The organism is Variovorax sp. LjRoot175, assembly GCF_964253805.1.
Lineage (GTDB): Bacteria > Pseudomonadota > Gammaproteobacteria > Burkholderiales > Burkholderiaceae_C > Variovorax.
Map to the genome: position 1 here is coordinate 4,480,384 of NZ_CAXURY020000001.1, position 26,573 is coordinate 4,506,956.

Sequence of the window (26,573 nt, forward strand, 5' to 3'; positions counted from 1 at the left end):
TGGGGCGATTCAATAAAGAAATGATGCGGCGCACCTCACTAGCCGCGCAGCGCTCCGCTGTGCGCCGCGACTTCCTGCTGCCAGGCCGGGCTCTGGACCAGCGCCAGCGCCGCATCGAGGGCGCGCGAGGGCCGCACGGCCGTCTGCGTCATGAAGCCGATCGGCGTGCGCACCTCCGGCGCCACCAGGGGCAGCGCCTCCAGTTCGCCGTGGCTGCGCACGGCATCGACCATGCCGCCGGGCAGCACGGCGCAAACGTCCCCGGCGCTCACGCTGAGCGCCAGCGTCAGCACCGAATTGGTCTCGATGGCCGGCTTCACCGAGACGCCGGCATCGGCGAAGGCCTGGTCGACGATGGAGCGGTTGTGCATTTCCGGCGTCAGCAGGCACAGGGGCAGCCGCCCCGCTTCTGCCCAGGCGATGGGCGCGCCGAACTGCAGCGCCAGCTGGTCGGCGCTCGCCGACCGGCGCACCAGGTAATAGTGCTCGATGCTCTGCGGCCAGGCCGTGAGCTTGACCTCGCCGCTTCGCATGCGCTCGGTGTAGCCGAGGGCCAGGTCGAGCGACAGGTTCTCCAGCCCGGTTTCGAGCTCGAGCGAACTCATCGACAGCACCGTCGGCACGATGCCCGGATGGCGCGCCCGCAGCCGTCCCGCGAAGCGCGCCAGCATCGGCATCGCGGTCGGCACCGCGGCCATGCGCAGGTTGCCGCGCGGACGGTCTTCTTCGCTCTTGAGCAGCTGCTGCAGCACCTCGTTCTCGTGCAGCATGCGGTGGGCCGCGGCCAGCACGGCCTCGCCCTCGTGCGTCAGCCCGGAATAGGTGCGCCCGCGCTTGACGATCACCACGCCGAACTCGGCCTCCAGCGCACGCAGCGCGTTCGACAAGGCCGGCTGCGTGATGTGGCAGGCCTGCGCGGCGCGGCCGAAGTGGCGGTGCTCGTGCAGCGCGCTGAGGTAGCGCATGGACGCGAGCAGGTTCATGAGCGCTTGATCAGGTGTTCTTGCTGACCGTGATGGTCGGGAACTTGGCCGAGAAATCCTTCGCCTTTTCGGCAATGCCGACCGCCACGCGGCGCGCCACCGACTTGTAGATGCCCGCCACCTCGCCGTCGGGATCGGCCACCACCGTCGGCTTGCCGCTGTCGGCCTGCAGGCGGATGTTGATGTCCAGCGGCAGCGCGCCGAGGTACTCCATGTTGTATTGCGCGGCCATCTTCTTGCCGCCCTCGGCGCCGAAGATGTGCTCGACGTGGCCGCAGTTCGAGCACACGTGCACCGCCATGTTCTCGACGATGCCGAGGATCGGCACGCCGACCTTCTCGAACATCTTGATGCCCTTCTTGGCGTCGAGCAGCGCGATGTCCTGCGGCGTGGTCACGATCACTGCGCCGGTCATCGGCACGCGCTGCGAGAGCGTCAGCTGGATGTCGCCGGTGCCGGGCGGCAGGTCGACGATCAGGTAGTCGAGCTCTTTCCAGTTGGTCTGACGCAGGAGCTGCTCCAGCGCCTGGGTGGCCATCGGGCCGCGCCAGATCATGGCCTCGTCCTGGTCGACCAGGAAGCCGATCGACATCACCTGCACGCCGTGGTTTTCCAGCGGCTCCATGGTCTTGCCGTCCTCGCTCTCGGGACGGCGGTCGATGCCCAGCATCATGGGCAGGCTCGGGCCGTAGATGTCGGCATCGAGCAGGCCGACGCTGGCCCCCTCGGCCGCCAGCGCCAGCGCCAGGTTGGCCGCGGTGGTGCTCTTGCCCACGCCGCCCTTGCCCGAAGCCACGGCGATGATGTTCTTGACGTTGGGCATCAGCTGCACGCCGCGCTGCACGGCATGGCTGATGACCTTGGTCGCGATGTTGACCGACACGTTCTCCACGCCGGCCACGCCCTTGGCCGCGGCCACCAGCGCCTTGCGCATCGCCGGCATCTGGCTCTTGGCCGGATAGCCGAGCTCGATGTCGAAGGAGACGTCGCCCTCGTGGATCTGCAGGTTTTTCAGCGCCTTGGTGCTGACGAAGTCCTTGCCCGTGTTGGGGTCGAGGACGGTCTTGAGCGCTTCGGTGAGCGCCGCCTGGGTAACTGCCATTGGTAACTCCTAATGACAGATAGTCTAGTCCGCCGCGTCGCGGCGCCTATTCAGAGCACGCGAAAGCCGTGCGTGCCGTCGGACTCCAGCTGCGCCACCAGGCCGAACTCCCAGTCGAGGTAGGCCTGCATCGCCTCGGGCGGCGCGTCGGTGCCTTCGTAGGGCCGGCGGTAGCGGCCGGTCGCAGGCGTCGCGGCCTTGGCCGGTGCCGGACCCTTGTCACTGCGCGCCGACGCGGCCTGCGGCGCCAGCACATGCACCTCCCACCCCATCTGCGCCAGCCACGAGGCCGTCATCGGCGCCCGCACGCCGTCGTCATCGGCCAGCACGATGCGCGCGCCGCGCACCGGCACGTGGTGATCGGTCTCCTGCACCAGCTGCCCGCCCGGCGCGCTCGCGAAGCCGGGCAGGTGGCCGGCCTCGTACTCCTCGGGCGTGCGCACGTCGAAGCGGTAGAGCGTGCGGCCAGGCGCTTCGAGGGTGGCGAGCGCGTGGAGATCGACCCAACGCACGCCGGCACGCCGGCACGCCGTGCCACGTCTTGCGCCGAAGCCCGCGCCGCGGCACGGTTCGCTTCACCTGCTTCGGGCGCCCGGCGCGTGGCGCCGTGGTCGAGCACCTGCCCCGCCAGCTTCCAGCCAATCGTCCCGTTGCGCAGCGCCGCCACCGGATTGGGGATGCCCGCATTCACCAGCGACTGCGTGCCGATGATGCTGCGCGTGCGCCCCGCGCAGTTGACGATCACGCGCATGGCCGGATCTGGCGCCAGCTCGCGCACGCGCAGCACCAGCTCGGCGCCGGGCACGCTGGTCGCGGTGGGGATGCTCATGGTCTGGTATTCGTCGAAGCGGCGCGCATCCAGCACCACCACGTCGGCCTTGGCATCGATCAGCGCCTTCACTTCCTCGGCCGCGAGCGAGGGCGTATGGCGCTCATGCTCGACCAGTTCGCCGAAGGCCTTGCTCGGCACGTTGACGTCGCGGAACAGCTCGCCGCCGGCTTGGCGCCAGCCGTCGAGCCCGCCTTCGAGTAGGCGCACTTGGGTGTAGCCCAGCGCGCCCAGCCGCTCGACCGCGAGCGGCGCGAGGTCGATGCCCTCGTGCTCGCCATAGACCACGATCAGCGTGTCGCGGCGCGGAATGCGGCGCCAGGCATCGAGCTCGATGCGCGACAGCGGCAGGTTCGCGGCCCACAGCGGATGGGCCTGTGCGAAGGGGTCTTCCTCGCGCACGTCGAGCAAGGCGATCTCGCCGCCCGCAAGCAGGTGGGCGCGCACGGCGACAAAGGACAGCGTGGCAGTCATGGATGGTGAAGTTCGGCGGATCGGTCCCAGAGATTGGGCAGTTGCGTATTCGAGTAGCCGGAGACGAAGGGCTTGCGCCCGCCGCCCGCAGGGTAAGTATGGCGCCGCACCGCACCGATGTTGGCGCCGTAGACATGGATGCTGATCGACACGCGGTCGTCGCAGGCGTTGTGCACGCGGTGCACGTCGCCGATGCGAGGCGACACGGCCTGCACGTCGCCCGGCGCAAGCCACGAGGGCTCGCCCTCGGGGCGCAGCTCGCCATGCCGCTCGCGGTAGGCCTGGCTGTACTCGGCCCCGCGCAGCATGCCGATCAGCCCCCACACCGTGTGGTCGTGTACCGGCGTGGCCTGGCCCGGGCCCCAGACGAAGCTGACGACCGAGAAGCGCTCGGTCGAGTCGGCATGCAGCAGGAACTGCTGGTAGCGCTCGGGGTGCGGCCGGGCATAGGCATCGGGCAGCCAGTCGTCGCGCGCCACCAGCCGGCGCAGCAGCGCACCGCCCTCCTCCAGGATGCGCGGTTCGCCGGGATGCGTATCGAGCAGGCGGCCGAAATCGACCACGAACTCGCGCAGCGGCGCCAGCGCGGAGGTGGCGACCGCCAAGCTGGGCCTGCTGCCACCGCCCTTCTTCGCCCCGCCGCAAAGCCTGATCGACGTCGCCTACGAGGACTGGCGCCGGCTCGGCATCTCGACCGCGCATTCGGCGCGCCTGCTGGCGCACGGCTTCGTGCTCGGCGCGGGGGTCGGCTTCACGACCGGCGTCTGGATCGGCTGGTCGCGCATCGCCGGCTACTGGGTGCATCCGCTGCTGCGCTTTCTCGGGCCGGTGCCGGCCTCGGCGCTGCTGCCGCTGGCCTTCTTCTTCGCGCCCTCGAGCTATGCGGCCGCGGTGTTCCTGATCGGGCTCGCGACCTTCTTCCCGGTGGCGGTGCTGAGCTGGTCGGGCGTGGCCTCGGTCAACAAGAACTACTACGCAGTGGCGCGCACGCTGGGCGCGCCCGAATGGTTCCTGGTGCTGCGCGTGGCGGTGCCGGCTGCCCTGCCGCAGGTCTTCGTCGGCCTCTTCATGGGGCTCGGCGCTTCGTTCTCGGTGCTGGTCACGGCCGAGATGATGGGCGTGAAGGCCGGCCTCGGCTGGTACCTGCAGTGGGCCCAGGGCTGGGCCGCCTACGCCAACATGTATGCGGCGCTGCTGGTGATGGCGGTGCTGTGCTCGGGCCTCATCACGCTGCTGTTCGCGGTGCGCGACCGCGCGCTCTCGTGGCAGAAGGGGACGGTCAAGTGGTAGCCGCAGCGACGACAACCGCCGGCGCACGCATCGAGGTGCGCAACGTCGGCCACTGGTTCCAGCTGTCGGCCGGCGTGCTGCAGGTGCTAGACGGCATCGACCTCACGGTGCAGCCGGGCGAGTTCGTCGCGCTGCTGGGGCCCAGCGGCTGCGGCAAGTCGACGCTGCTGCGGCTGGTGGCCGGGCTGGAGCCAGCCACCACCGGCAGCATCACGCAGGACGGCGAGCGCATCGCGCGACCCGGTCCCTCGCGCATCGTGGTGTTCCAAGACCCGACGCTCTATCCGTGGCGCAACGTGTGGGACAACGTGGCGCTCGGGCTGCAGGCGCGCGGCCTGCTGAAGACGCAGCGTTCGCGCGTCGACGATGCGCTCAGGCTCGTGGGCCTTGCCGACTTCGCGAAGAGCTTTCCCCATCAGCTCTCGGGGGGCATGGCGCAACGCGTCGCGCTGGCGCGGGCGCTGGTCAACGATCCGCAGCTGCTGGTGCTCGACGAGCCGCTGGGCAAGCTCGACTCGCTGACGCACATCGCGATGCAGAGCGAGCTGGTCAACCTGTGGCAGCGGACGGGCTTCTCGGCGCTGCTGGTCACGCACGATGTCGAAGAGGCGTTGTTCCTCGCCAATCGGGTGATCGTGCTGAGCGACCGGCCGGCGCGCATCACGGCGCAGCTCGAAGTCGACCTGCCCTACCCGCGTCATCGCGGCCATCCGAGGCTGGCCGAACTCCGGCACGAAGCACTGCGTCATCTAGGTTTGGATGCGACCTGGTAGATCCCGATGACACCGCTGGCCGAGGCCGATGGGCTCAACGCGCTGATCGGTTTTCTGCAGGCTGCGCAACTCGGCCTGCTGCGGCTTCTCGCGTGGCTCGGACTCGCGGGCACCAGCCATGGCCAGCCGGCTTGGCCATGGGCGTTGCGCCTGTCGGGCGAGAACCTGTTGATCGATCTCGGCCAGGCACGGCGGCTCGCGCTCACGCTGCTGGTGCTCGCGGCTGCGCTGCTTGCCTTGTTGCTCGCGCTGGTCTGGCGCCGGCGGCGGATCGTGCTCGTCGCGATGGTTCCGCTGCTGCTGGCCGTCGCACCCTGGCCCGAGCCCCATGTGGTGCTGGTGCCGGCCTATCCCGCGAGCTTCCATCGCTCGCCCACCGGCTTCAGCGCGGCCTCCATCGCGCAGGGACGCGTGCTCTATGCGCAGCACTGCATCGGCTGCCACGGCGCGGACGGGCGCGGCCAGGGTCCGCTGGCAGCCGCACAGCCCGTGTGGCCGCCGAACCTCAGCGGCCCGCTCCTGTGGCGGCGCGCCGATGGCGACCTGCTGTGGCGCGTGCTCCACGGCATGCAGGACAGGCACGGCGCGCCCACCATGCCGGCCTTCGACGGGCTGTTCGGTGCGCGCGAGGCCTGGGCGCTGATCGATTTCATGAAGGCCCAGGGCGCGGGACAGAGCCTGCGCGCGACCGGCCTCTGGGCCCAGCCCATCGGCCTGCCCGATGTCGCGGTGCGCTGCGAAGGCCGCACACCGCGCACGCTCGCGAGCTGGCGCGGCCAGCGCCTGCGCATCGTGGCTTCGGCCGCGGCGGCGCCTTTGCTCGAAGACCCGCGGTTGGTGACCGTGCTGTTGCGACCTCCGGGCGACACCTCCTCGCAGTCCGGCATCGACTGCATCGCCGACCCAAATGCCTGGGACGCCTTTGCACTGGTCGCAGGCACGGAACAACTGGCCGGCACGCAACTGCTGGCGGACCGCGGCGGCTGGCTGCGCGCCCGCAGCGCGCCGGGCCAGGCCGGCTGGTCGGAGGACGACCTGCTGTGCCGCACCGAGGCGGTGCCGCGTGACGCGCAAGACGCTTCGCTCACCGACGGCCTCGGCGCCCTGATCGCGCGCATGGACGCCGAGCCGGTGCGCTTCGTCAAGGGCGGCTTCGTGCACTGAGCCCGCCCTCTTTCATCACATTCAAGGAGTCTTCTTCATGACCCAAGCATCCCGCCGTCGCTTCATCACCCACACGCTCGCCGGCGCCACCAGCCTCGCGCTGCCGGCCCCCGCGCTGCATGCGCAATCGCGCCCCGTGCTCAAGGCCGGCGACCAGAAAGGCGGCCTGCGCGCGCTGCTCGAAGCGGCCGGCAGCCTCGAAGGCCTGAGCTACGACATCCAGTGGTCCGAGTTCCCGGCCGCCGCGCCGCTGGCCGAAGCGCTCAATGCAGAAGCCGTGGACTCGGGGCCGATCGGCGATGCGCCGCTGATCTTCGCGCTCGCGGCCGGCACGCGCGTCAAGGCGATCGGCGCCAACCGTTCCGATGCCTACGGCACGGCCGTGCTGGTGCGGCCCGACTCGCCGCTCAAGAGCGCGGCCGACCTCAAGGGCAAGAGCATCGCGACCAACCGCGGCTCGATCGGCCACTACATCACGCTGAAGGCCATCACAACGGCCGGCCTCAAGCCGGAGGACGTGAACCTGCGCTTCCTCGCCCCGGCCGATGCCAAGCTCGCGCTGACGCAAGGCTCGGTCGATGCCTGGGCCACCTGGGAGCCCTACACCGCGCTGGCCGAAACCAGCGGGCATGCGCGGGTGCTGGCGATCGGCCGCGGCCTGCTGCCGGGCCTGAGCTACCTGGCCGCCACCGATGCAGCGATCGCCGCCAAGCGGCCGGTGCTGCAGGACTTCCTGCAGCGCGTGGTGCGCGCGCAGCGCTGGTCGTACCGCAATGTCGATGCCTTCTCGGCCACGCTGGCACGCATCATCGGCATCCCGGCCGACGCCGCGAAGCTGCAGTTCGAGCGTCGCCAGCAGAAGTGGGTGCCCATCGATGCGCGGGTGATTGCCGACCAACAGGGCACCGCCGACTTCTATCACCAGGTCGGGCTCATCAAGCAGCCGCTGGATGTACGTTCCACCTTCGACCTGTCCTTCTCTGCGAACGGTTAGATGAGTTGATTATTTGGAATCAACGAATCGGTCGTTCCCAGATCCGAGGCCCCTGCGGACAATGGCGCGCCACGCCCCTTGCGGCGCCGTTCTCCGTTCGAGCCTTATGAATTTCCAACAACTGCGCTCGGTGCGCGAAGCCGTGCGCTGCGGCTTCAACCTCACCGAAGTCGCCCACACGCTCCACACTTCCCAGCCCGGCGTGAGCCGGCAGATCCGCGAACTCGAGGAAGAGCTCGGCATCGAGCTCTTCGTGCGCGCCGGCAAGCGCCTGACCGGCCTGACCGAACCCGGCGGCCATGTGCTGCCGATCATCGAGCGCATGCTGATGGAGAGCAGCAACCTGCGGCATGCGGGGCAGGAATTCGTCGCGCGGCAAAGCGGCCTGCTCTCCATCGCTGCCACGCATTCGCAGGCGCGCTATGCGCTGCCGGTGGCGGTGCAGGAGTTCCGCAGCCACTTCCCCGACGTCAAGCTCCATCTGCACCAGGGCTCGCCCAAGCAGATCGCGCAAATGCTGATCGACGGCGAGGCGGACGTCGGCATCGCGACCGAGGCGCTGGGCGACTATCCACAGCTGGTCGCGCTGCCCTGCTACCGCTGGACGCATTCGGTGATCGTGCCGCCGGGGCATGCGCTGCTCGATGCAGCGCTCACGCTGGAGGCGCTGGCCCGTTATCCGCTGATCACCTACGACACCGGCTTCACCGGCCGCACGAAGATCGACCGCGCCTTCGAGGATGAAGGCCTCGCGCCCGGCATCGTGCTGACCGCGATGGACGCCGACGTGATCAAGACCTATGTGCAGCTCGGCATGGGCGTGGGCATCGTCGCCGGCGTCGCCTACGAGGCCGAGCGCGACACGCAGCTGCGCGCGCTGGATGCCGGCCCGCTGTTCGGCATCAACCTCACCAAGCTCGCGGTGCGGCGCGGCAGCTACCTGCGCGGCTATGTGCATGCCTTCATCGAATCCTTTGCGCCGACGCTGACGCGCGAGGTGGTGGAGCAGGCGCTGGCTGCGGATTCGCCGGTGCACGACGAAGCCTAGGACCGTGCGAAAGGGCCGAAGGGCGGGTACGCTTGGGCGCCCTTCATGCCACCACCGCCCGAATTCGCCCCCCTGCCCGCCACCGGCCTGCTGCTAACCGGCGGCGGCGCCCGCGCCGCCTACCAGGTCGGCGTGCTCGAAGCCATTGCCGACCTGCGGCTCGCTGCGGGTGCGGGGACGCAGGGCAATCCCTTCGCCGTGATCACCGGCACCTCGGCCGGTGCCATCAACGCCGCGGCGCTGGCCTGCGGCAGCGACGACTTCGATGCCACCGTGCGGCGCATCGCCGACGTGTGGCAGGGCTTTCGCACCGAGCAGGTGTACCGCGCCGATTCGCTGGCCATGCTCGATGCCGGCGCGCGCTGGCGCCTGCTGCTGGGCGTGGGCCAGTTGCTGCGCAAGTGGCTGCGCCTCGCGCCGCGCTCGCTGCTGGACAACGCGCCGCTGGCCGAGCTGCTCGAGCGCATGGTGCCGCTGGACCGCCTTCCGCAACTGATGCGCGACGGCCACCTGCAGGCACTGGCCGTGACCGCGTCGAGCTACAGCTCGGGCGAGCACGTCACCTTCTTCGACGCGGCCGCACCGATGGAACCCTGGGTGCGCTCGCAGCGCATCGCGGTGCCGGGGCACATCACGCACGCGCATCTGCTGGCCTCCTCGGCCATTCCCTTCGTATTCCCGTCCACCGGCCTGGACCTGGGCGGCCATACCGAGTACTTCGGCGACGGCTCGATGCGCCAGTCGGCGCCGATCGCGGCCGCCATCCACCTGGGCGCGCAGCGCATCCTCGCCGTGGGCGCCGGCCGCATGAGCGAGCCGCGCGAAGCGCCCGCACCCAACACCTTCACCGGCTATCCGACCATGGCGCAGATCGCGGGCCATGCACTGTCGAGCATCTTCCTTGATGCGCTGGCGGTCGACGTCGAGCGCCTGCGGCGCATCAACCAGACGCTGGCGCTGATCCCGCCCGTTGCGCGGCAGAACACGAGCCTGCGGCTGGTCGAGCTGCTGCTGATCTCGCCCTCGGAGCGCATCGACGCAATCGCCGCGCGCCATGTGGGCGCCTTGCCCGGCGCGGTGCGCCGCCTGTTCGGCGGCCGCGACGCGCTCTCGGGCCACAACGAGGTCAAGGGTGCGGCGCTCGCGAGCTACCTGCTCTTCGATCAGGGCTTCACGCGCGAGCTGATGGCGCTCGGGCGGGCCGATACGCTGAAGCAGCGCGACGAAGTGCGTCGCTTCTTCGGCTGGGCGCCGGCCTGATCAGCCGTCGTTGGCGATGCCGAGCTCGGAGCAGATCCGCGTCGTCAGGGTCTTGAGCGCGGCGACCTCCGCCTCGAGCCGCGCCACGTTGAGCTTCAGCGCCGCCACTTCGCCGAGCGAAGCGTCTTGCGGACCGCTCGCGGTGCGGGTCTCCGGCGTGCTCTCGGGCGGCTCGCCGGCGAGCAGATGGGCCCAGCGGCTCTCGCGTGCTCCGGGCAGGCGCGACATCTTCAGCACCAGCGCGCCGGCCGGCCGGGCCGCGAGCTCGTCGAGAAAAGCCTCGACCGAGGAGATGTCGGCGAAGTTGTGCATGCGCTCGCAGGCGATGCGCAGTTCGCCGGCGGTCTGCGGGCCGCGCAGCATCAGCACCGTCAGCAGGATGGCCGACTGCGAGGGCACGCGCAGCACCCGCTCGATGTTGTGCTCGTAGCGCGAAACGCGCCCGCCGCTTGATTCCATGACCAGGCTGTAGCCCTTGAGGCTGTCGAGCGCGGCCTGCACGTCGGTGTCCGAGGCCTCCATCAGCGGATTGCGGCTGGTCTTCTGGTTGCAGCCGGCCACCAGCGCATTCAAGGTCAGCGGATAGCTGTCGGGCACGGTGCGCTGCTTCTCGGCCAGCACGCCGAGCACGCGGGTTTCGATCAGGGAGAGGGTGGGGAGGGTCGGAGTCATGACCGAGTCAACTCGCGGAGCTGGGACGCCGCTTGCGCGCGGCGGCGCGCGGCGAGGGAGTGGTGCGTTCGGGCTGCTCTGCCAGGCGGCCCGTGACGTACTTGTGAAGCACGCTGGCAATCAAGGTTTGATAGGGCATGCCTTCTTCGAGGGCCTTGACCTGGATGTCGTTCAAGTCGCCGGAGGAAAGGCGGATATTGACGCGCCGATCCTTGATGGCGGTGGCCCGCGCCACCGCCTTGAACTTGGCAAGCTCGCTCTTGGTGGCGACCGACTTGAGTTTTCCCTTGTCGTAGGCGCTGGAAATTTCGCTTTCGTTGTCGTCAATGTTCTGCATCTGATTCACCCGTATTCAAGTAGTCGCGTGTCGCTTTGCGGCTCGGGATGACGTTCTTCAAGAAGAAATAGTCTTCCTCTTCGACAAACGGCACCAAATACCCATAGCCGTCATAAGCCACGACGAGTACTCGCTGCCTCGGATATTTCACCTGATTGGGGTGGGCCAGGATATCCAGCAAGCCGCCCGATTCGATAGCGACAACAATGCTCTCGAAAGAGACTCCTCGATCTGCCCTGAGCATGTCGTTTTTCTCCGGGCTCCACCGAAAAGACTTCATGCCGGCATCCTAGCCTGCTGTGTGCCTTTTGTCACCACACCGCACCCACGGTTGGTTTGCTAGGCGGCTCAGCAATGCTTCTCGACCAGCCGCACGACCGTGTTCCAGGCCCGCGTGCTCGCCGGTGCGCCCAGCAGCTTTTCGAGGAAGGCGTTCGGGCTGCCCGGCGTGTTGCCGACGACGCGGCTGATGCTGAAGGCCTCGCCCTCGGTGGCGTGAAGGACTTCGACGTCCTGGCGCTTCGAGACCAGCGGCAGCGCGGGCAGCGCCCCGCGCCCGGCGCCGAGGAAGGACACGCAGACTTCGTAGACGCTGCCGCGATCGACGGCTGCGAAGGGATCGAGAGCCACGAGCTCGGCCAGGCGGTCCACGCTGCGCAGGAAGGCCGGCTCGCGCAATCCGCACTCGGCCGCAAGCGCCTCGCAGGCCTGCGCCAGCACCTTGCGCGCCTCGGTCTTGTTTCGCGCTTCGAAGACCAGCGTGCCGTTGGTGAGGAAGGAGGAAGCCGACCCGGCACCGGCCGCCAGGAAGGCGGCCTCGAACTGCGCCCGGGTCGGGCAGTTCGGCCGTCCCAGGTTGAGATTGCGGAAGAAGACGGCGTGCTTCATATCCCGGCCAATCTATCAGCAGCGCCCGGCCGCCTAAAATGCCCCTCCCGCCGGCTCCTCCGTTCCCCCAGAAAGCGCCTCCCCGATGTCCCAGCGCAAGCTTTTCGTCACCACCGCCCTGCCGTATGCCAACGGCAAGTTCCACGTCGGCCACATCATGGAATACATCCAGGCCGACATCTGGGTGCGGTTCCAACGCATGCAGGGCCACATGGTGCACTTCGTGGGCGCCGACGACGCGCATGGCGCGCCGATCATGATCGCGGCCGAAAAGGCCGGCAAGACACCGCAGGAATTCGTCGGCGAGATCGCCGCGGGCCGCAAGGAATACCTCGACGGCTTCCACATCCGCTTCGACAACTGGCACTCGACCGACAGCGCCGAGAACACCGAGCTGGCGCAGGGTATCTACAGGAAGCTCAAGGCGCGCGGCATGATCGCCACGCGCACCATCGAGCAGTTCTACGACCCGGTGAAGGGCATGTTCCTGCCCGATCGCTACATCAAGGGCGAATGCCCGGTGTGCCACGCCAAGGACCAGTACGGCGACGCCTGCGAAGTCTGCAGCAGCGTCTATGCACCGACCGAGCTGATCAACCCCTATTCGACGCTCACCGGCGCAACGCCCGAGCTGCGCAGCTCCGAGCACTTCTTCTTCAAGCTCTCCGACCCGAAGGTGGTCGACTTCCTGAAGAAATGGACGCAGGACGGCAAGCTGCAGCCCGAGATGGCGAAGAAGGCCAGCGAGTGGTTCGAGGCCGGCATGGCCGACTGGGACATCTCGCGCGAGGCGCCCTACTTCGGCATCGAGATTCCCGATGCGCCGGGCAAGTACTTCTACGTCTGGCTCGATGCGCCCGTGGGCTACCTCGCGAGCCTGAAGAACCACTTCGACAAGGGCCAGGCCGCCGCCCACTGGCACGAGGCCTCGCGCACATCGCAAAGCTTCGACGAGTTCGTCGCCGATCCGGCGGTGGAGCAGGTGCACTTCATCGGCAAGGACATCGTCTACTTCCACACGCTCTTCTGGCCCGCGATGCTGCAGTTCAGCGGCCGCAAGACGCCGAGCCAGGTCAACGTGCACGGCTTCATCACGGTCTCGGGCGAGAAGATGAGCAAGAGCCGCGGCACCGGCATCGACCCGCTCAAGTACCTCTCGATCGGCATGAACCCCGAATGGCTGCGCTACTACATCGCGGCCAAGCTCAACGCCAAGGTGGAAGACGTCGACTTCAATCCCGACGACTTCATCGCGCGCGTGAACGCCGACCTGATCGGCAAGTACATCAACATCGCGAGCCGTGCGGCCGGCTTCGTCGCCAAGCGCTTCGGCGGCCATCTGGGGCAGGTCAGCAGCGACGGCCTGCATGTGCTGGAGGTGCTGCGTCTCGAAGCGGAGAACATCCGCACCCTCTACGACAGCCGCGACTTCGCGCGCGCGCTGCGCGAGATCATGGCGCTGGCCGACCATGTGAATGCGTACGTCGACGCCAACAAGCCGTGGGAGCTCGCGAAGCAGGCAGGCCAGGAGGCGCGGCTGCACGACGTGTGCTCGGCCTGCATCGAGGCCTTCCGCCTGCTGACGCTCTACCTCAAGCCCGTCTTGCCGACGCTCGCCAGGAACGTCGAGGAGTTCCTGAAGATCGATCCACTGGCGTGGAGCGACGTCCATGCGCCATTGCGCACGGGTCACCCGATCGGCGAATACAAGCACCTGATGCAGCGCGTTGACGCCAAGCAGCTCGACCAGCTGTTCGAGCCGCCCGAGCCGGCCCCGGAAGCCGCTCCCGCCACCGCGCTCCCCGGCGGCGAAGGCATCGCCCCGACCATCACCATCGACGACTTCGCAAAGATCGACCTGCGCATCGCGAAGATCGTGGCCTGCCAGAAGGTCGAAGGCTCGACCAAGCTGCTGCACCTGACGCTCGATGCCGGCGAGGGCAAGACCCGCAACGTCTTCTCCGGCATCGCCTCGGCCTACGAGCCCGAGCAGCTGGTCGGCAAGCTCACGGTGCTGGTCGCCAACCTGGCGCCGCGCAAGATGAAGTTCGGCATCTCCGAAGGCATGGTGCTGGCCGCCAGCCATGCCGACGAGAAGGCAGAGCCCGGCATCTACGTGCTCGAGCCGACGAGTGGCGCAACGCCCGGCATGCGGGTACGCTAGCGCCGCTCATGAACCGCTTCTTCCCGATCGCCGCGCTGATCCTGGCTTTCTGCCTGCCCTTGGGCGGCTGCGCAGTGGTCAGCGTCGCCAGCACGGTGGTGAGCGTGGGCGCCGGCGCGGCCGGCCTGGCGGCCGATGCGGCGATCGGCACCGCCCGCATCACGGGCAAGGCAGTAGGCGCCGCGGCCGATGCCGTGCTGCCCGACAGCGAAGACCGTTGAGCGAAAAAGGCGCATCCACAATAGCGTCATGACCTCGCCATTGAAGCTTGCGCCCTTCCGCCCCCGACTGATCGACACGCTGGCCGGCTACGACAGGGAACGCTTCTTCAAGGACCTCGGCGCCGGCGCCACGGTGGGCATCGTGGCGCTGCCGCTCGCAATGGCTTTCGCGATCGCCTCCGGGCTCAAGCCCGAGGCCGGCATCTGGACCGCGATCATCGCCGGCTTCCTGATCTCGGCCCTGGGCGGCTCGGCGGTGCAGATCGGCGGGCCGGCCGGCGCCTTCATCGTGATCGTCTACGGCATCGTCGAGCGCTACGGCGTGGCGAACCTGTTGATCGCCACCGCTTGCGCGGGCCTGCTGCTGCTGCTGATGGGGCTGTTCCGGCTCGGCAACCTGATCCGCTACGTGCCGGTGTCGATCGTGATCGGCTTCACCAACGGCATCGCGGCGCTGATCCTGATCTCGCAGCTCAAGGACTGGCTCGGCCTCTCGATCGCCAAGATGCCGGCCGACATGTTCTCCCAGCTGCACACGCTGGCCAAGAACCTCGGCAGCTTCAATCCCTACGCCTTCGGGCTCGGCCTGGCCTGCCTCATCGGCCTGTTCGCCTGGCCGAAGCTCCTGCACGACAAGACGCGCTTCGGCTACGCGGTGCACCTGGTGCTGGGCCGCATGACCGAGCTGCGCGCCGTGCGCGCCGGTTCGCGCATGCCGGGGCCGATCGTCGCGCTGGTCACGCTGACGCTGGTGTCCTGGGGCTTCAGCCTGCCGGTGGAGACCATCGGCACGCGCTTCGGCGGCATTCCCGAGGGCGTGCCGGGCTTCGCACTGCCCGATTTCTCGTGGGAAACCGTCAAGCAGTTGGTGACGCCCACGATCACCATCGCGCTGCTCGGCGCGATCGAGTCGCTGCTGTGCGCGCGCGTGGCCGACCAGGCCAGCGGCCAGCCGCGCCACGATCCCAACCAGGAACTGATGGCGCAGGGCATCGCCAACCTGGTCACGCCTTTCTTCGGCGGCATGCCGGCCACCGGCACCATCGCGCGCACCGTGACCAACGTGCGCGCCGGCGCCAGCTCGCCCATCGCCGGCATCGTGCACGCGCTCACGCTGCTGGTGGTGGTGCTGGTGGCAGCGCCGCTCGCGCAGCACGTGCCGCTGGCGGTGCTGGCCGGCATCTTGGTCTTCGTGGCCTGGAACATGGGCGAATGGCACGAGTTCTCCCCCTACATGCTGCGCCGCTTCAGCCAGCATTACCGGCTCCTGATGCTCGGCACCTTCTTCCTCACCGTGGTGTTCGACCTCACGGTGGCGGTGCAGGCGGGCATCGTGCTGGCCTGCGCCTTGTTCATCCGGCGCATGAGCACGCTGTTCAGCATCGAGATGGTGTCGCTGCAGCCGCCGGTGCTGACCTTCAGGCTCTACGGTGCGCTGTTCTTCGGCGCCGCAGCCAAGCTGGACCCGACCGTGCAGGCCGTCGAGCGGGCCCCGCGCGGCATGACGGTGGTGCTCGATGCGATGCAGCTGATTTCGCTCGACGCCACCGGCCTGGACGCGCTGCGCCAGCTGCACAAGGCGGTGCTGGCGCGCGACGGCGTGCTGCGCATCGAGTCGCTGCAGCCGCAACCGCTCGAAGTGATCGTGCGCTCGGGCTTCGCGGACGAGATCACCTCGGGCGCGCCGGGCCAGGCCGCGCACTAGTTCGAATTGGCTTCGGTGCTGCGGTCGGGCGAAGAACCGGTGCGCACCACGCGCTGGTCGTCATTGAGCGTGGCGACGAACACCATCGGCGAATTCGGCGGCTGGAGCCAGCGCCATTCCCAGGCGGTCTCGTTCCTGAGCGGGTACGGCGTGCGCCTGGCCGGCTTGCCCAGCAGCCGGCGCAGATCTTCCATCGCCATGCCGGGCTGCACCCGGGCGAAGTTCTCGGGTGTGAGCACCTGGCGCAACGCGCTCATCTTGCCGTCGGCGCCGATGGTGATCATGTAGTTCTTCTGGCCCTGGGGCTGGCGGTTGTACTCGAAGACACGGCCGTTGGGCACATCCCAGATGTTTTCCGGCTGGCCGAAGCGGGTCCGCACATCGGCCTCGGTCGAGACGCCTTCTTCCAGCTCGCTGATGCGCTGTCGATCGCAGCCCCCCAGGCACAGCACCGCCGCCAAAGCGGCGAAGTGGGCAAGCCTGGGGGTGAGCCTCATTTATTGTGCGAAGCAGTACATCAAGCCGCCGCCGCCGGTTGACTTGAGAGCGTCCAGGCTGCAGCCGCTGGTGGGGTGCGAGGAGTTCCAGGACTTCGCAGGCGCACTGTCGTCCAGCCCCCTGCGGTCGTGGTGACCCACGATGGCCGAGCCTTCGCCACTCTTGGTCCAGTTGCCGCAGGTGTTGTCCTTGCCGTCGCTCACGGCACGGCCGTCGGGCGAGGAGCCGGTCAGGATGTCGTGCAGGGTGACCGCGTCGCCGCTTCCGCTGATGATCTGGCCCTTTTCGGTCAGCGCCGTCTGCTTGCTGAGCTTGTTGTCGGGACCGTGCAGCCCGTCGACATTGCTGGCGATCAACTCGCCCTTGGCGTTGAGCCACGGGCCGCTGCCGATCCGGTCGCGCGCATTCACCGCCGGGCTGCCGGCCAAGGCGCTGTTGCTCAGGTAGGCGCGCCAGGTCCGGTTGCCGGCGCCCGCGCTCGCCGCCAGGCTCTGGCAGTAGCGGTCGGCGCCCGCGAGGCCGCCGAAGTCGGCGCCCTTGCCGGGGTTCGTGCTGGTCAGGAAGAAGCTCATCTTGCTTTGCGGCGTACCGGTCATGCCGCTGCAGGCCGCCAGTGCAATGGCCGCCGCGACCGTCGAAGCGAGGTACAGCGAAAGTCGGCGCATGAGCAGTCTCCTTGTGGTGTTTGGGAGCCGCCACGCTAGCGCATGGCGACCCCTCCAACAATGAGGAATCCACCGGTGCCGGATGGCCGGGATTGAGCCCCGGTAAAATTCGCCGCAAAGGTCCAAACCCCCATGTCCATCTTCGCCCGCCCCCACTACACCTCCGAGATCACGAACTTCATCGAAGAGATGAAGGAAAAGAAGCCGACCCTCGAAGCCGAACAGCGCGCCGGCCGCGCGCTGCTGTGGGACAAGCACCTCGACCGCGACGCGCTCGAGGAGTACGGCCAGGCCAATGTGCCGCAGCAGCCCTACGTCTACCAGACGCGCGTGAAGTAACAAGTGCCCATCCGGCCTGTAGCGCACTCCCGGGCCACCATGGCGGGCGACGATGCCCGTGCCGTGGGGGCAGAGGACGTCGTCGACGACGACGCGCCGCCGATCGCGGCCATGCCCGAGGTGATCGACCAGGTCGCGCTCGCGCGGCTCTACGGCGAGCCGCTGTTCGCGCTGCCCAACGACCTCTACATCCCGCCCGAGGCGCTGCAGGTCTTCCTCGAAGCCTTCGAAGGGCCGCTGGACCTGCTGCTCTACCTGATCCGCAAGCAGAACTTCAACATCCTCGACATCCCGATGGCGGGACTGACGCGGCAGTACCTGACCTATGTGGACCAGGTGCGCCAGACCAACCTCGAGCTCGCGGCCGAGTACCTGCTGATGGCCGCGATGCTGATCGAGATCAAGTCGCGCATGCTGCTGCCACCCAAGAAGACGGCCGAGGGCGAGGAGGTCGAGGACCCGCGCGCGGAACTGGTGCGCCGCCTGCTCGAGTACGAGCAGGCCAAGCTGCAGGCCGCTTCGATCAGCGCGATGCCGCAGGCCGGGCGCGATTTCTGGAAGGCGCAGGTCTACATCGAGCAGTCGCTCAAGCCGCGCTTTCCCGACGTGAACGTGGTCGACCTGCGCGAGGCCTGGGCCGACATCCTGAAGCGCGCCAAGCTCGTGCAGCACCACAAGATCTCGCGCGAGGAGCTCAGCGTGCGCGAGCACATGAGCATCGTGCTGCGCCACCTGCAGGGGCGGCAGTTCGTCGAGTTCGAGAAGCTGTTCGACGTCACGCGCGGCGTGCCGGTGCTGATCGTCACCTTCATCGCGATGCTCGAACTCGCGAAGGAAACGCTGATCGACATCACGCAGGCCGAGGCCTTCGCGCCGATCTACGTGCGGCTGGCCTACGCCCCGGCATGATGTTGCTCTATTCAGCGCGCCGGCCGGGCGTTGCCCGACGCGTGGTCATCAATTCGAGGCCGGCGAAGCCAGGCCCATTCGGGAGACACCGCGGAACCGGCTTCGCCGGGCCGCTGGTGGCGCCCCCGGTGAGGGCGGTGGCGGCCACACGAAGTGGGCAAGCCTGGGGGTGAGCGATATATGCATGAGTTCGACGTCCTCATCGTCGGCAGCGGTCTGGCCGGCCTCAGTGCTGCGCTGCACCTGGCGCCCACGCACCGCGTGGCCGTGCTCACCAAGCGCGCGCTGAACGACGGTTCCAGCCAGTGGGCGCAGGGCGGGATCGCGGCGGTGCTGGGCGAAGACGACAGCCTTCAGTCCCACGTGGACGACACGCTGGTCGCCGGCGCCGGGCTCTGCGACCTGGCCGCCACCCGCTTCGTGGTCGAGCACGCGCCCGAGGCCATCGCATGGCTGCGCGAACTCGGCGTGCCCTTCTCGCTCGAGAACGGCGAACTGCACCTGACGCGCGAAGGCGGCCACAGCCAGCGCCGCATCGTGCACGTGACCGACGCCACCGGCGCCGCGGTGCAGCGCACGCTGATCGAGGTCGTGCGCCGCACGCCCGGCATCACTCTGTTCGAAGAACACACGCTGGTCGACGTCATCACGGGCCGCAAGCTCGGACTGGCCGACCCGGCCTGCCTGGGCCTCTATGCGCTGGACGCGGCGACCGACGAGGTGGTCACCTTCCGCGCACCCCACACCATCCTGGCCACCGGCGGCGCCGGCAAGGTCTATCTCTACACCACCAACCCCGACACGGCCACCGGCGACGGCATCGCCGCGGCCTGGCGCGCGGGCTGCCAGGTGGCGAACATGGAGTTCATCCAGTTCCACCCAACCTGCCTGTACCACCCGCATGCCAAGTCCTTCCTCATCAGCGAGGCGGTGCGCGGCGAGGGCGGACTGCTCAAGCTGCCCGACGGGACCCGCTTCATGCCCGCGCACGATGCGCGCGCCGAGCTGGCGCCGCGCGACGTGGTGGCGCGCGCCATCGACTTCGAGATGAAGAAGCACGGGCTGGACTGCGTGCACCTGGACATCTCGCACCAGAGCCCGGCCTTCCTGCAGGAACACTTCCCCAACATCCTCGCGCGCTGCGCCGAACTGGGCATCGACATCACGCGCGAGCCCATTCCCGTGGTGCCGGCCGCGCACTACACCTGCGGCGGCGTGCTGAGCGACCTCGCCGGCCGCACCGACGTGCCGGGCCTCTACGCCATCGGCGAGACCGCCTGCACCGGCCTGCACGGTGCCAACCGGCTGGCCAGCAACTCATTGGTCGAATGCATGGTGTTCGCACGCGCGGCCGCACAGGCCATCGCGGAGGCGCCGGCGCACGCCGGCGCCGAGCTGCCGCCCTGGGACGACAGCCGCGTCACCGATGCCGACGAGACCGTGGTCATCTCGCACAACTGGGACGAGCTGCGCCGCTTCATGTGGGACTACGTGGGCATCGTGCGCACCAACAAGCGGCTGGAGCGCGCCGCCCATCGCATCGCGCTGCTGAACAGCGAGATCCAGGAGTTCTACGCCCACTTCCACGTCACGCGCGACCTGCTGGAGCTGCGCAACCTGGTGCAGGTGGCCGAGCTCATCGTGCGCTCGGCGCAGGCGCGGCGCGAGAGCCGCGGCCTGCATTTCAGCCGCGACTATCCATCGCTCGCCGCGCCCGCGGCACCGACCATCCTGGTACCGCCGGCCGCCTGAGGCGCCGCCCGGTTCGAACCTACGGCGCGCTGCGCCACTGTTGAAGAAGCCCACCATGTCGAACGCCGCCGGCTCCGCCACCCCCTACGGCACCCTGCCGCCCGCCTCCCCGCCCTCGCTGCGCAAGCCGCTGAGCCTGCCGCGCCTGGCGGACCTGCATGCGCGCGGCGAGAAGATCACCATGCTGACCGCCTACGACGCCACCTTCGCCGCCATGGCCGATGCGGCGGGCGTCGAATGCCTCTTGGTCGGCGACTCCGTGGGCATGGTCTGCCAGGGCCTGCACAGCACCGCGGGCGTGACGTTGGACACCATGCGCTACCACACCGAGAGCGTCTTTCGCGGGCTGCACCGGGTGCAGGGCACGGCCTGGCTGATCGCCGACCTGCCCTTCGGCAGCTACCAGGAATCGCGCGAGCAGGCCCTGGCCAGCGCCACGGTGCTGATGCAGGCCGGCGCCCACATGGTCAAGCTCGAAGGCGGCGGCTGGACCACCGAGACCGTGCGCTTCCTGGTCGAGCGCGGCATCCCGGTGTGCGCTCACCTCGGCCTGACGCCGCAGACGGTGCACGCGCTGGGCGGCTACCGCGTGCAGGGCAAGGGCAGCGAGGCCGCCGCCCTGCTCAAGCGCGAGGCCCATGCGCTGCAGGACGCGGGCGCCGCGATGCTGGTGCTGGAGATGGTGCCGGCCGCCCTGGCCGCCGAGCTCACGGCCGAGCTGAAGCACTGCGCCACCATCGGCATCGGCGCCGGCCGCGGCACCGCCGGCCAGGTGCTGGTGCTGCACGACATGCTGGGCATCAACCTCGGCAAGATGCCGAAGTTCGTGCGCAACTTCATGGCCGATGCGCCCGGCATCGCGCAGGCGCTGGCGGCCTATGTGCGCGCCGTGAAGGACGGCAGCTTCCCCGACGACCAACTCCACGCCTGGTAGGCATCAGACCATGCACATCGCCCGTACCCTCCCCGAACTGCGCGAGCACCTGGGCCGCTTCCGGCGCCCGGCCTTCGTTCCCACCATGGGCAACCTGCACGAGGGCCACCTGGCCCTGGTGCGCCAGGCCAAGCCGCTGGGCGACGTCACGGTGGCCAGCATCTTCGTCAACCGGCTGCAGTTCCTGCCGCACGAGGACTTCGACACCTATCCGCGCACCTGGGACAGCGATTGCGAGAAGCTGCGCTCGGCCGGCTGCGATGTGCTGTTCGCGCCCGACGAAAAGGCGCTCTACCCCGAGCCGCAGACCTGCAAGGTGCATCCGGACCCGGCGCTGGCCGACATCCTCGAAGGCCATTTCCGGCCCGGCTTCTTCGTCGGCGTCTGCACCGTGGTGATGAAGCTCTTCAGCTGCGTGCAGCCGCGCGTCGCGGTGTTCGGCAAGAAGGACTACCAGCAGCTGATGGTCATCCGCCACATGGTGCGGCAGTTCGCGCTGCCGATCGAGATCGTGGGCAGCGAGACCCGGCGCGCCGAAGACGGCCTCGCGCTGTCCTCGCGCAACGGCTACCTGAGCGAGGCCGAGCGCGCGGAGGCGGTGCAGTTGTCGAAGGCGCTGCAAGCCATGGACAGCGCGCTGCGTTCGGGCGAGCGCGACTTGGCTGCGATCGAAGCGCGCGCGATGCAGTCATTGAAAGAGCGCGGCTGGCAGCCCGACTACCTGGTACTGCGCCGCCGCGCCGACCTGCAGGCGCCGGCGCCCGGCGAGCCGCTGGTTGCGCTGGCCGCGGCGCGCCTGGGTGCCACGCGGCTGATCGACAACCTGGAAATCGACCTCTGAGTCTTCATGAGTTACAGCGTCAAGGAAATCTTCTACACCCTGCAAGGCGAAGGCGCCCAGTCCGGCATGCCGGCCGTGTTCTGCCGCTTTGCCGGCTGCAACCTGTGGAGCGGCCGCGAGAGCGACCGCGAGAGCGCCATCTGCCGCTTCTGCGACACCGATTTCGTCGGCACCGACGGCACGCTGGGCGGCAAGTTCGCCAACGCCGAACTGCTTGCCGACACCATCGCCGCGCAATGGCCGGCCGGCGACGCCGAGCACCGGATGGTCGTGCTCACCGGCGGCGAACCGCTGCTGCAAGTGGACGCGGCGCTCATCGCCGCGCTGCATGCGCGCCGCTTCCGGATCGCGGTGGAAAGCAACGGCACTGTCCTTGCGCCCGAAGGCATCGACTGGCTTTGCATCAGCCCGAAGGCCGGCGCGCCCTGGGTCCAGCGCACGGGGCAGGAGCTCAAGGTGGTGTGGCCGCAGCCCGGCCTCGACCTGGACGCGTTGCAGGCCGACAGCCACTTCGCGCACCGCTTCCTGCAGCCGATGGACGGTCCGGCACAGGCCGAGAACACGGCCCTGTGCATCGACACCTGCATGCACCGCCCCGGCTGGCGGCTCAGCCTGCAGACCCACAAACTGACCGGGATCCGCTGAAATTTAGCTCTCCCCCAGGCTCCCCCACTTCGTGTGGTCCGCCAACCCCCTCTCCGGGGGCAACACCAGCGGCCCGGCAAAGCCGGTTCCGCGGTGTTCCCCGACTGACGCCAATGTCCACCCAACTCACCATCAGCCAGCGCTTCTTTTTCGACGCTGCCCACACCCTCAGGCGCGAGATCGACGCCGAAGGCAGCCGCCGCATCCACGGCCACACTTACCACGCGGAGGTCGCCGTACGCGGCCCGCTCAATGTCGAAACCGGCATGGTCATCGACCTCGGCGTGTTGCGCGGACATCTGAATGCCGTACGCGAGCAACTCGACCATCACCTGCTCGACGATGTGCCGGGCCTGGGCATCCCCACGTTGGAAAATCTTTGCCTGTTCATCGCCAAGGCCCTGGCCGGCATGCGGCCGCCGCCCTCGCGGGTGCGCGTCTGGCGCGATGCGCTGGGCGACGAGTGCGTGCTGGAGCTCGGCGCCTGACGCCGGAGGCTCGGCTCAGGCCGCGCCGATGCCGGCGACCAAGCTGCCGGCCGGCTGGCCGTTTTTCAGCCCCGCCGTGAAAGCCAGCATGCGATCGATCGGCACGCGTGCGCGAAGGCCCAGCGCCGGGTCGACATGGATCTCGCCGGCGCCCGTTTCGAGCACGCGCGCCAGGTCGGCCAGGCCGTTCATGGCCATCCAGGGGCAGTGCGCGCAGCTCTTGCAGGTGGCGCCGTTGCCGGCCGTGGGCGCCTCGATGAAGATCTTGCCGGGATTGAGCGTGCGCAGCTTGTGCAGCATGCCGCTGTCGGTGGCGACGATGAACTCGGCTGCATCCATGCGCTGCGCCGCATTCAGGATGCCGGAGGTCGAGCCCACCGCATCGGCCAGCGCGATCACGTCGGCCGGCGCTTCTGGATGCACCAGCACCTTGGCCCGCGGATGGGCCTCTTTCAGCAGTTCCAGCTCGAGCGCCTTGAATTCGTCGTGCACGATGCAGGCGCCTTCCCAGCTCACCATGTCGGCGCCGGTTTCGCGCCGGATGTAGTCGCCCAGGTGCCGGTCGGGCGCCCAGAGGATCTTGCGGCCCTGCGCCGCCAGCGCACGCACCACGTCGAGCGCGCAGCTTGAAGTCACCAGCCAGTCGGCGCGCGCCTTCACGGCCGCGCTGGTGTTGGCGTAGACGACCACCGTGTGGTCCGGATGCCGGTCGCAGAAGGCGCTGAAAGCATCGGCCGGGCAGCCGAGATCGAGCGAACAGGTGGCGTCGAGATCGGGCATCAGCACACGCTTTTCGGGCGACAGAATCTTGGCGGTCTCGCCCATGAAGCGCACGCCCGAAACCACCAGCGTCCTTGCCGCATGGTCGCGGCCGAAGCGTGCCATCTCGAGCGAATCGCTCACCACGCCGCCGGTTTCCTCGGCCAGGTCCTGCAGGTCGGGATGCACGTAGTAGTGCGACACCATCACCGCATCGCGCTCGCGCAGCAGGCGGCGGATACGCTGCTTCAGCGCTGCGCGTTCGGTTGGCGACGGCTCGGGCGGGACGCGCGCCCAGGCATGGCGCGTGTCGCAGGCGGCACCGGCTTGGGCCGGCTGCTCGTAGTCGACGCTGATGACGGAAGTCGCCACGGCTCAGCCCTCCTGGAAGCGCATCGAAAAATCGATGGCCTTGATGTCCTTGGTCAGCGCGCCCACCGAGATGCGATCGACGCCGGTCTCGGCCAGGGCACGCACGCTTTCGAGTGTGACGCCGCCGGAGATCTCCAACACCGCGCGGGTCTTTCCGGCCGCCTCGTTGCGGCGCACGGCTTCGCGCAGGGTCGGCAGGTCCATGTTGTCCAGCAGCACCATCCGCGCGCCCTGGGCCAGCGCCTCGTCGAGCTGGTCCAGCGTCTCGACTTCGATTTCGACGAACTTTGCCTGGCCGGCCACGCGCGCGGCGGCTTGCAGCGCGGCGCTGACGCCACCCGCGGCGGCGATGTGGTTTTCCTTGATCAGGATGGCGTCGTACAAGCCGATTCGGTGGTTGGTGCCGCCGCCGACGCGCACCGCGTACTTCTGCGCCAGACGCAGGCCCGGCAGGGTCTTGCGGGTGTCGACGATGGCGGCGCGCGTGCCGCGGACCGCTTCGACGTAGGTGGCGGTGCGCGTCGCGACGGCGCTCAGCAGCTGCAGGAAGTTAAGCGCGGTGCGTTCGGCAGTGAGCAGGGCCCGCGCATCGCCCGAAATTTCGAGCACGGTCTGCTCGGCCGCGCACTGCGTGCCTTCTGCACCATGCCACACGATGCGGGCCTGCGGATCGAGCTGCCGCACGACCGCCTCCACCCACGGTGCGCCGCACAGCACGGCGGGCTCGCGCAGCAGCACTCGCGCCGTGGCGCGCCCGCCGGCGGGCACCAGGCCGGCCGTGAGGTCGCCGTCGCCGGCGTCCTCGCGCAACGCCCGCGCGGCATCGGTCTGCGCGAGCTCGGCCACGCGGGCCGGGGAAAAATCGAAAAAGTTGTCGTCCATTGTTCTGTTTGCTTAGCCGGGCCACACGGGTTTCATCCGGATTCCACGCCCGGCTCGCGCCCCATCAGTTCAGCGACCGCCTCCGCAGGCCGCACGCGGCCGTCAAGCAGCGCCACCACGCTGTCGGCGATCGGCATTTCGACGCCCAGATGGCGCGCGCGCTGCACCACGGTGCGCGCACAGTAGACGCCCTCGGCCACGTGGCCCAGCGAATCCACCGCCTGGGCCAGCGTCCGGCCCTGGGCCAGCAGCAGGCCGACCTTGCGGTTGCGCGAGAGATCGCCGGTGGCCGTGAGCACGAGGTCGCCGAGGCCGGAGAGCCCCATGAAGGTATCGGCCCGGGCGCCGAGGGCGACGCCGAAGCGCGTCATTTCGGCCAGGCCGCGCGTGATCAGCGCGGCGCGCGCATTGAGGCCGAGCGTCAGGCCGTCGGCCAGGCCGGTCGCGATCGCCAACACGTTCTTGACGGCGCCGCCGACCTCGACGCCCACGATGTCGTCGTTGGCATAAACGCGCAGGGTCGGGCCGTGGAAGGCCGCGACCAGCGCATCGCGCAGCTGCGTATGGAGACTGGCGGCAACCAGCGCCGTGGGCCGGCCTTGCGCGACTTCCTGCGCAAAGCTCGGGCCGCTCAGCACGCCGGCCATCAGATCGGGCGCGACGACGGCCTGGATCTCGTGGCCCAGCAGCCCCACGGCGCCCGGGTCCGCACGCGCCGGCTCGACGCCTTTGCAAAGCCAGGCCACCGGGTAGGCGGCGTCGCGCAAAAGAACGAGCTGTTCGCGCAAGGCCGCCATCGGCGTCGCGACGATCGCGAGATCGGCGCCCTCGAGCGCGGCGAGCGCATCGCCGGCGCGAATGGTGAGTGAGGGCGGCAGCGCAATGCCGGGCAGATAGCGCTGGTTCTCGCGCGCCGCCGACATGGCCTCGGCCTGGGCCGCATCGCGCGCCCACAGGGTGACCGGATGGCGGCCGGCCGCATTGACCGCCAGCGCCGTGCCCCAGGCACCGGCGCCGAGCACGCAGATCTTCATCGGCGGCGGCGCAGTTGCGTTGCGCTTACTGCGTGACGATCGGCGAGGGCTGGCCCGCCGCCTGGGCCTGCTGCTGTTCGAACATGGCCTGGAAGTTGATTTCGGCCAGGTGAACCGGCGGGAAACCGCCGCGCTGGATCACGTCGGCCACGTTGCCGCGCAGGTAGGGGTAGACGATCTGCGGGCAGGCGATGCCGAGGATCGGGCCCATCTGGTCTTCGGGCAAGTTGCGGATCTCGAAGATGCCGGCCTGCTTGGCCTCGACCAGGAACACGGTCTTGTCCTGGATCTTGGTCTGCACGGTGGCCGAGACGGTGATCTCGAAGATGCCGTCGGTCACGGGCTGGGCATCGACGCCGAGTTGGATATCGACGGTCGGCTGCTCCTGCTCCAGCAGGATGGCAGGCGAATTGGGCTGCTCGAGCGACAGGTCTTTCAGATAGACGCGCTGGATCTGGAAGACGGGATCTTGGGCTTGCTGGTCGGCCATGGCTGAACTTTCGAGGGTCAAAACAACGCCCGCCGGGGAGAAGGTCCCGAGAGCGGGCTGG

The 26,573-nt window shown here is 68.9% G+C and carries 28 protein-coding genes and 2 pseudogenes; 16 read left to right on the forward strand and 14 right to left on the reverse strand.

Annotated elements, in window-relative coordinates:
- Positions 1 to 38 precede the first annotated feature (38 nt).
- The 4 genes and pseudogenes from ACSQ89_RS22280 to ACSQ89_RS22295 form a co-directional block, all read right to left on the reverse strand.
- Complete coding sequence (locus ACSQ89_RS22280) at positions 39 to 983, reverse strand: LysR family transcriptional regulator (RefSeq protein WP_436293380.1); 945 nt, start codon at positions 981 to 983, stop codon at positions 39 to 41.
- Positions 984 to 993: 10 nt separating this feature from the next.
- On the reverse strand, positions 994 to 2,085 hold the full coding sequence (gene apbC / locus ACSQ89_RS22285) for an iron-sulfur cluster carrier protein ApbC (RefSeq protein ID WP_093105954.1): 1,092 nt from the start codon (positions 2,083 to 2,085) through the stop codon (positions 994 to 996).
- Positions 2,086 to 2,270: 185 nt separating this feature from the next.
- Positions 2,271 to 3,388 (reverse strand): annotated as a pseudogene (locus tag ACSQ89_RS22290) (rhodanese-like domain-containing protein); the annotation flags it as partial.
- Positions 3,385 to 3,993: a cysteine dioxygenase gene (locus ACSQ89_RS22295; RefSeq protein WP_436293378.1), complete on the reverse strand. Its 609-nt coding sequence runs from the start codon at positions 3,991 to 3,993 to the stop codon at positions 3,385 to 3,387. The pseudogene ACSQ89_RS22290 and the gene ACSQ89_RS22295, both read right to left, overlap by 4 nt.
- On the opposite strand from ACSQ89_RS22295, the pseudogene ACSQ89_RS22300 reads away from it, so the two are divergent.
- The 6 genes and pseudogenes from ACSQ89_RS22300 to ACSQ89_RS22325 form a co-directional block, all read left to right on the forward strand.
- Positions 3,977 to 4,678: pseudogene (locus ACSQ89_RS22300) on the forward strand (ABC transporter permease); the annotation flags it as partial. The gene ACSQ89_RS22295 and the pseudogene ACSQ89_RS22300 overlap by 17 nt on opposite strands.
- Positions 4,672 to 5,451, forward strand: a complete 780-nt coding sequence (locus ACSQ89_RS22305; RefSeq protein ID WP_436296421.1) for an ABC transporter ATP-binding protein — start codon at positions 4,672 to 4,674, stop codon at positions 5,449 to 5,451. The pseudogene ACSQ89_RS22300 and the gene ACSQ89_RS22305, both read left to right, overlap by 7 nt.
- Positions 5,452 to 5,457: 6 nt before the next feature.
- Positions 5,458 to 6,615, forward strand: coding sequence for a c-type cytochrome (locus ACSQ89_RS22310; protein ID WP_436296422.1), 1,158 nt, complete (start codon positions 5,458 to 5,460; stop codon positions 6,613 to 6,615).
- Between the two features lie 37 nt (positions 6,616 to 6,652).
- Positions 6,653 to 7,609: an ABC transporter substrate-binding protein gene (locus ACSQ89_RS22315; protein WP_436293376.1), complete on the forward strand. Its 957-nt coding sequence runs from the start codon at positions 6,653 to 6,655 to the stop codon at positions 7,607 to 7,609.
- A 106-nt stretch (positions 7,610 to 7,715) separates the two neighbouring features.
- Positions 7,716 to 8,657 carry a CysB family HTH-type transcriptional regulator gene (locus ACSQ89_RS22320; protein WP_436296423.1) on the forward strand — a complete coding sequence of 314 codons (942 nt, stop codon included), beginning with the start codon at positions 7,716 to 7,718 and terminating at the stop codon, positions 8,655 to 8,657.
- A 45-nt stretch (positions 8,658 to 8,702) separates the two neighbouring features.
- Positions 8,703 to 9,917 (forward strand): patatin-like phospholipase family protein, encoded by a 1,215-nt coding sequence (locus ACSQ89_RS22325; RefSeq protein ID WP_436296424.1) that lies wholly within the window; start codon positions 8,703 to 8,705, stop codon positions 9,915 to 9,917.
- Here ACSQ89_RS22325 and ACSQ89_RS22330 read toward each other — a convergent pair whose 3' ends face one another.
- From ACSQ89_RS22330 to ACSQ89_RS22345, 4 genes are all read right to left on the reverse strand, one after another.
- Entirely contained in the window at positions 9,918 to 10,589 is a 672-nt protein-coding gene (locus ACSQ89_RS22330) for a YceH family protein (protein WP_436296425.1), read from the reverse strand. It abuts the gene before it with no gap.
- 7 nt (positions 10,590 to 10,596) lie between these two features.
- Complete coding sequence (locus ACSQ89_RS22335) at positions 10,597 to 10,926, reverse strand: hypothetical protein (RefSeq protein ID WP_093105917.1); 330 nt, start codon at positions 10,924 to 10,926, stop codon at positions 10,597 to 10,599.
- Complete coding sequence (locus ACSQ89_RS22340) at positions 10,913 to 11,206, reverse strand: hypothetical protein (RefSeq protein ID WP_436293372.1); 294 nt, start codon at positions 11,204 to 11,206, stop codon at positions 10,913 to 10,915. The genes ACSQ89_RS22335 and ACSQ89_RS22340 overlap by 14 nt, the downstream gene beginning before the upstream one ends.
- 68 nt (positions 11,207 to 11,274) lie before the next feature.
- Complete coding sequence (locus ACSQ89_RS22345; protein WP_436293371.1) at positions 11,275 to 11,814, reverse strand: DUF1697 domain-containing protein; 540 nt, start codon at positions 11,812 to 11,814, stop codon at positions 11,275 to 11,277.
- A gap of 85 nt (positions 11,815 to 11,899) precedes the next feature.
- Between ACSQ89_RS22345 and metG the strand changes: the two genes are divergently transcribed.
- Genes metG through ACSQ89_RS22360 form a run of 3 tightly spaced genes read left to right on the forward strand, consistent with a single transcriptional unit; the run spans position 11,900 to position 15,904 of the window.
- Positions 11,900 to 13,978, forward strand: coding sequence for a methionine--tRNA ligase (metG, locus tag ACSQ89_RS22350; protein ID WP_436296426.1), 2,079 nt, complete (start codon positions 11,900 to 11,902; stop codon positions 13,976 to 13,978).
- Between the two features lie 8 nt (positions 13,979 to 13,986).
- Positions 13,987 to 14,199: a hypothetical protein gene (locus ACSQ89_RS22355; protein WP_436293370.1), complete on the forward strand. Its 213-nt coding sequence runs from the start codon at positions 13,987 to 13,989 to the stop codon at positions 14,197 to 14,199.
- A 28-nt stretch (positions 14,200 to 14,227) separates the two neighbouring features.
- On the forward strand, positions 14,228 to 15,904 hold the full coding sequence (locus ACSQ89_RS22360) for a SulP family inorganic anion transporter (protein ID WP_436293369.1): 1,677 nt from the start codon (positions 14,228 to 14,230) through the stop codon (positions 15,902 to 15,904).
- Here the strand turns inward: ACSQ89_RS22360 and ACSQ89_RS22365 are convergent.
- Complete coding sequence (locus ACSQ89_RS22365; RefSeq protein ID WP_436293368.1) at positions 15,901 to 16,401, reverse strand: outer membrane protein assembly factor BamE; 501 nt, start codon at positions 16,399 to 16,401, stop codon at positions 15,901 to 15,903. The two genes, ACSQ89_RS22360 and ACSQ89_RS22365, sit on opposite strands and share 4 nt — an antisense overlap.
- Complete coding sequence (locus ACSQ89_RS22370) at positions 16,402 to 17,067, reverse strand: hypothetical protein (RefSeq protein ID WP_436296427.1); 666 nt, start codon at positions 17,065 to 17,067, stop codon at positions 16,402 to 16,404.
- 132 nt (positions 17,068 to 17,199) lie between these two features.
- Here ACSQ89_RS22370 and ACSQ89_RS22375 point away from each other — a divergent pair, with 132 nt between their 5' ends.
- The 7 genes from ACSQ89_RS22375 (at position 17,200) to ACSQ89_RS22405 (ending at position 22,975) form a co-directional block, all read left to right on the forward strand.
- Positions 17,200 to 17,406 carry a DUF3460 family protein gene (locus tag ACSQ89_RS22375; protein WP_093105897.1) on the forward strand — a complete coding sequence of 69 codons (207 nt, stop codon included), beginning with the start codon at positions 17,200 to 17,202 and terminating at the stop codon, positions 17,404 to 17,406.
- A 111-nt stretch (positions 17,407 to 17,517) separates the two neighbouring features.
- Complete coding sequence (locus ACSQ89_RS22380) at positions 17,518 to 18,315, forward strand: segregation and condensation protein A (protein ID WP_093106164.1); 798 nt, start codon at positions 17,518 to 17,520, stop codon at positions 18,313 to 18,315.
- A 180-nt stretch (positions 18,316 to 18,495) separates the two neighbouring features.
- On the forward strand, positions 18,496 to 20,067 hold the full coding sequence (gene nadB / locus ACSQ89_RS22385; RefSeq protein WP_436293366.1) for an L-aspartate oxidase: 1,572 nt from the start codon (positions 18,496 to 18,498) through the stop codon (positions 20,065 to 20,067).
- Positions 20,068 to 20,122: 55 nt separating this feature from the next.
- Complete coding sequence (panB, locus tag ACSQ89_RS22390) at positions 20,123 to 21,001, forward strand: 3-methyl-2-oxobutanoate hydroxymethyltransferase (protein WP_436296428.1); 879 nt, start codon at positions 20,123 to 20,125, stop codon at positions 20,999 to 21,001.
- Between the two features lie 10 nt (positions 21,002 to 21,011).
- Positions 21,012 to 21,842, forward strand: coding sequence for a pantoate--beta-alanine ligase (gene panC, locus ACSQ89_RS22395; RefSeq protein ID WP_436296429.1), 831 nt, complete (start codon positions 21,012 to 21,014; stop codon positions 21,840 to 21,842).
- Positions 21,843 to 21,848: 6 nt separating this feature from the next.
- Positions 21,849 to 22,487: a 7-carboxy-7-deazaguanine synthase gene (gene queE, locus ACSQ89_RS22400; RefSeq protein WP_436296430.1), complete on the forward strand. Its 639-nt coding sequence runs from the start codon at positions 21,849 to 21,851 to the stop codon at positions 22,485 to 22,487.
- Between the two features lie 113 nt (positions 22,488 to 22,600).
- Positions 22,601 to 22,975 carry a 6-carboxytetrahydropterin synthase gene (locus ACSQ89_RS22405; protein ID WP_436293362.1) on the forward strand — a complete coding sequence of 125 codons (375 nt, stop codon included), beginning with the start codon at positions 22,601 to 22,603 and terminating at the stop codon, positions 22,973 to 22,975.
- Between the two features lie 15 nt (positions 22,976 to 22,990).
- On the opposite strand, the gene nadA is transcribed toward ACSQ89_RS22405, so the two are convergent.
- Genes nadA through secB form a run of 4 tightly spaced genes read right to left on the reverse strand, consistent with a single transcriptional unit; the run spans position 22,991 to position 26,512 of the window.
- On the reverse strand, positions 22,991 to 24,106 hold the full coding sequence (gene nadA, locus ACSQ89_RS22410) for a quinolinate synthase NadA (RefSeq protein ID WP_436296431.1): 1,116 nt from the start codon (positions 24,104 to 24,106) through the stop codon (positions 22,991 to 22,993).
- A 3-nt stretch (positions 24,107 to 24,109) separates the two neighbouring features.
- The gene (gene nadC, locus ACSQ89_RS22415) at positions 24,110 to 24,988 is read right to left on the reverse strand and encodes a carboxylating nicotinate-nucleotide diphosphorylase (protein WP_436293361.1); all 879 of its coding nucleotides are present in this window, start codon (positions 24,986 to 24,988) and stop codon (positions 24,110 to 24,112) included.
- Between the two features lie 32 nt (positions 24,989 to 25,020).
- Entirely contained in the window at positions 25,021 to 26,022 is a 1,002-nt protein-coding gene (locus ACSQ89_RS22420; RefSeq protein ID WP_436293360.1) for an NAD(P)H-dependent glycerol-3-phosphate dehydrogenase, read from the reverse strand.
- A 25-nt stretch (positions 26,023 to 26,047) separates the two neighbouring features.
- On the reverse strand, positions 26,048 to 26,512 hold the full coding sequence (secB, locus tag ACSQ89_RS22425) for a protein-export chaperone SecB (protein ID WP_093105876.1): 465 nt from the start codon (positions 26,510 to 26,512) through the stop codon (positions 26,048 to 26,050).
- Positions 26,513 to 26,573: the final 61 nt, after the last annotated feature.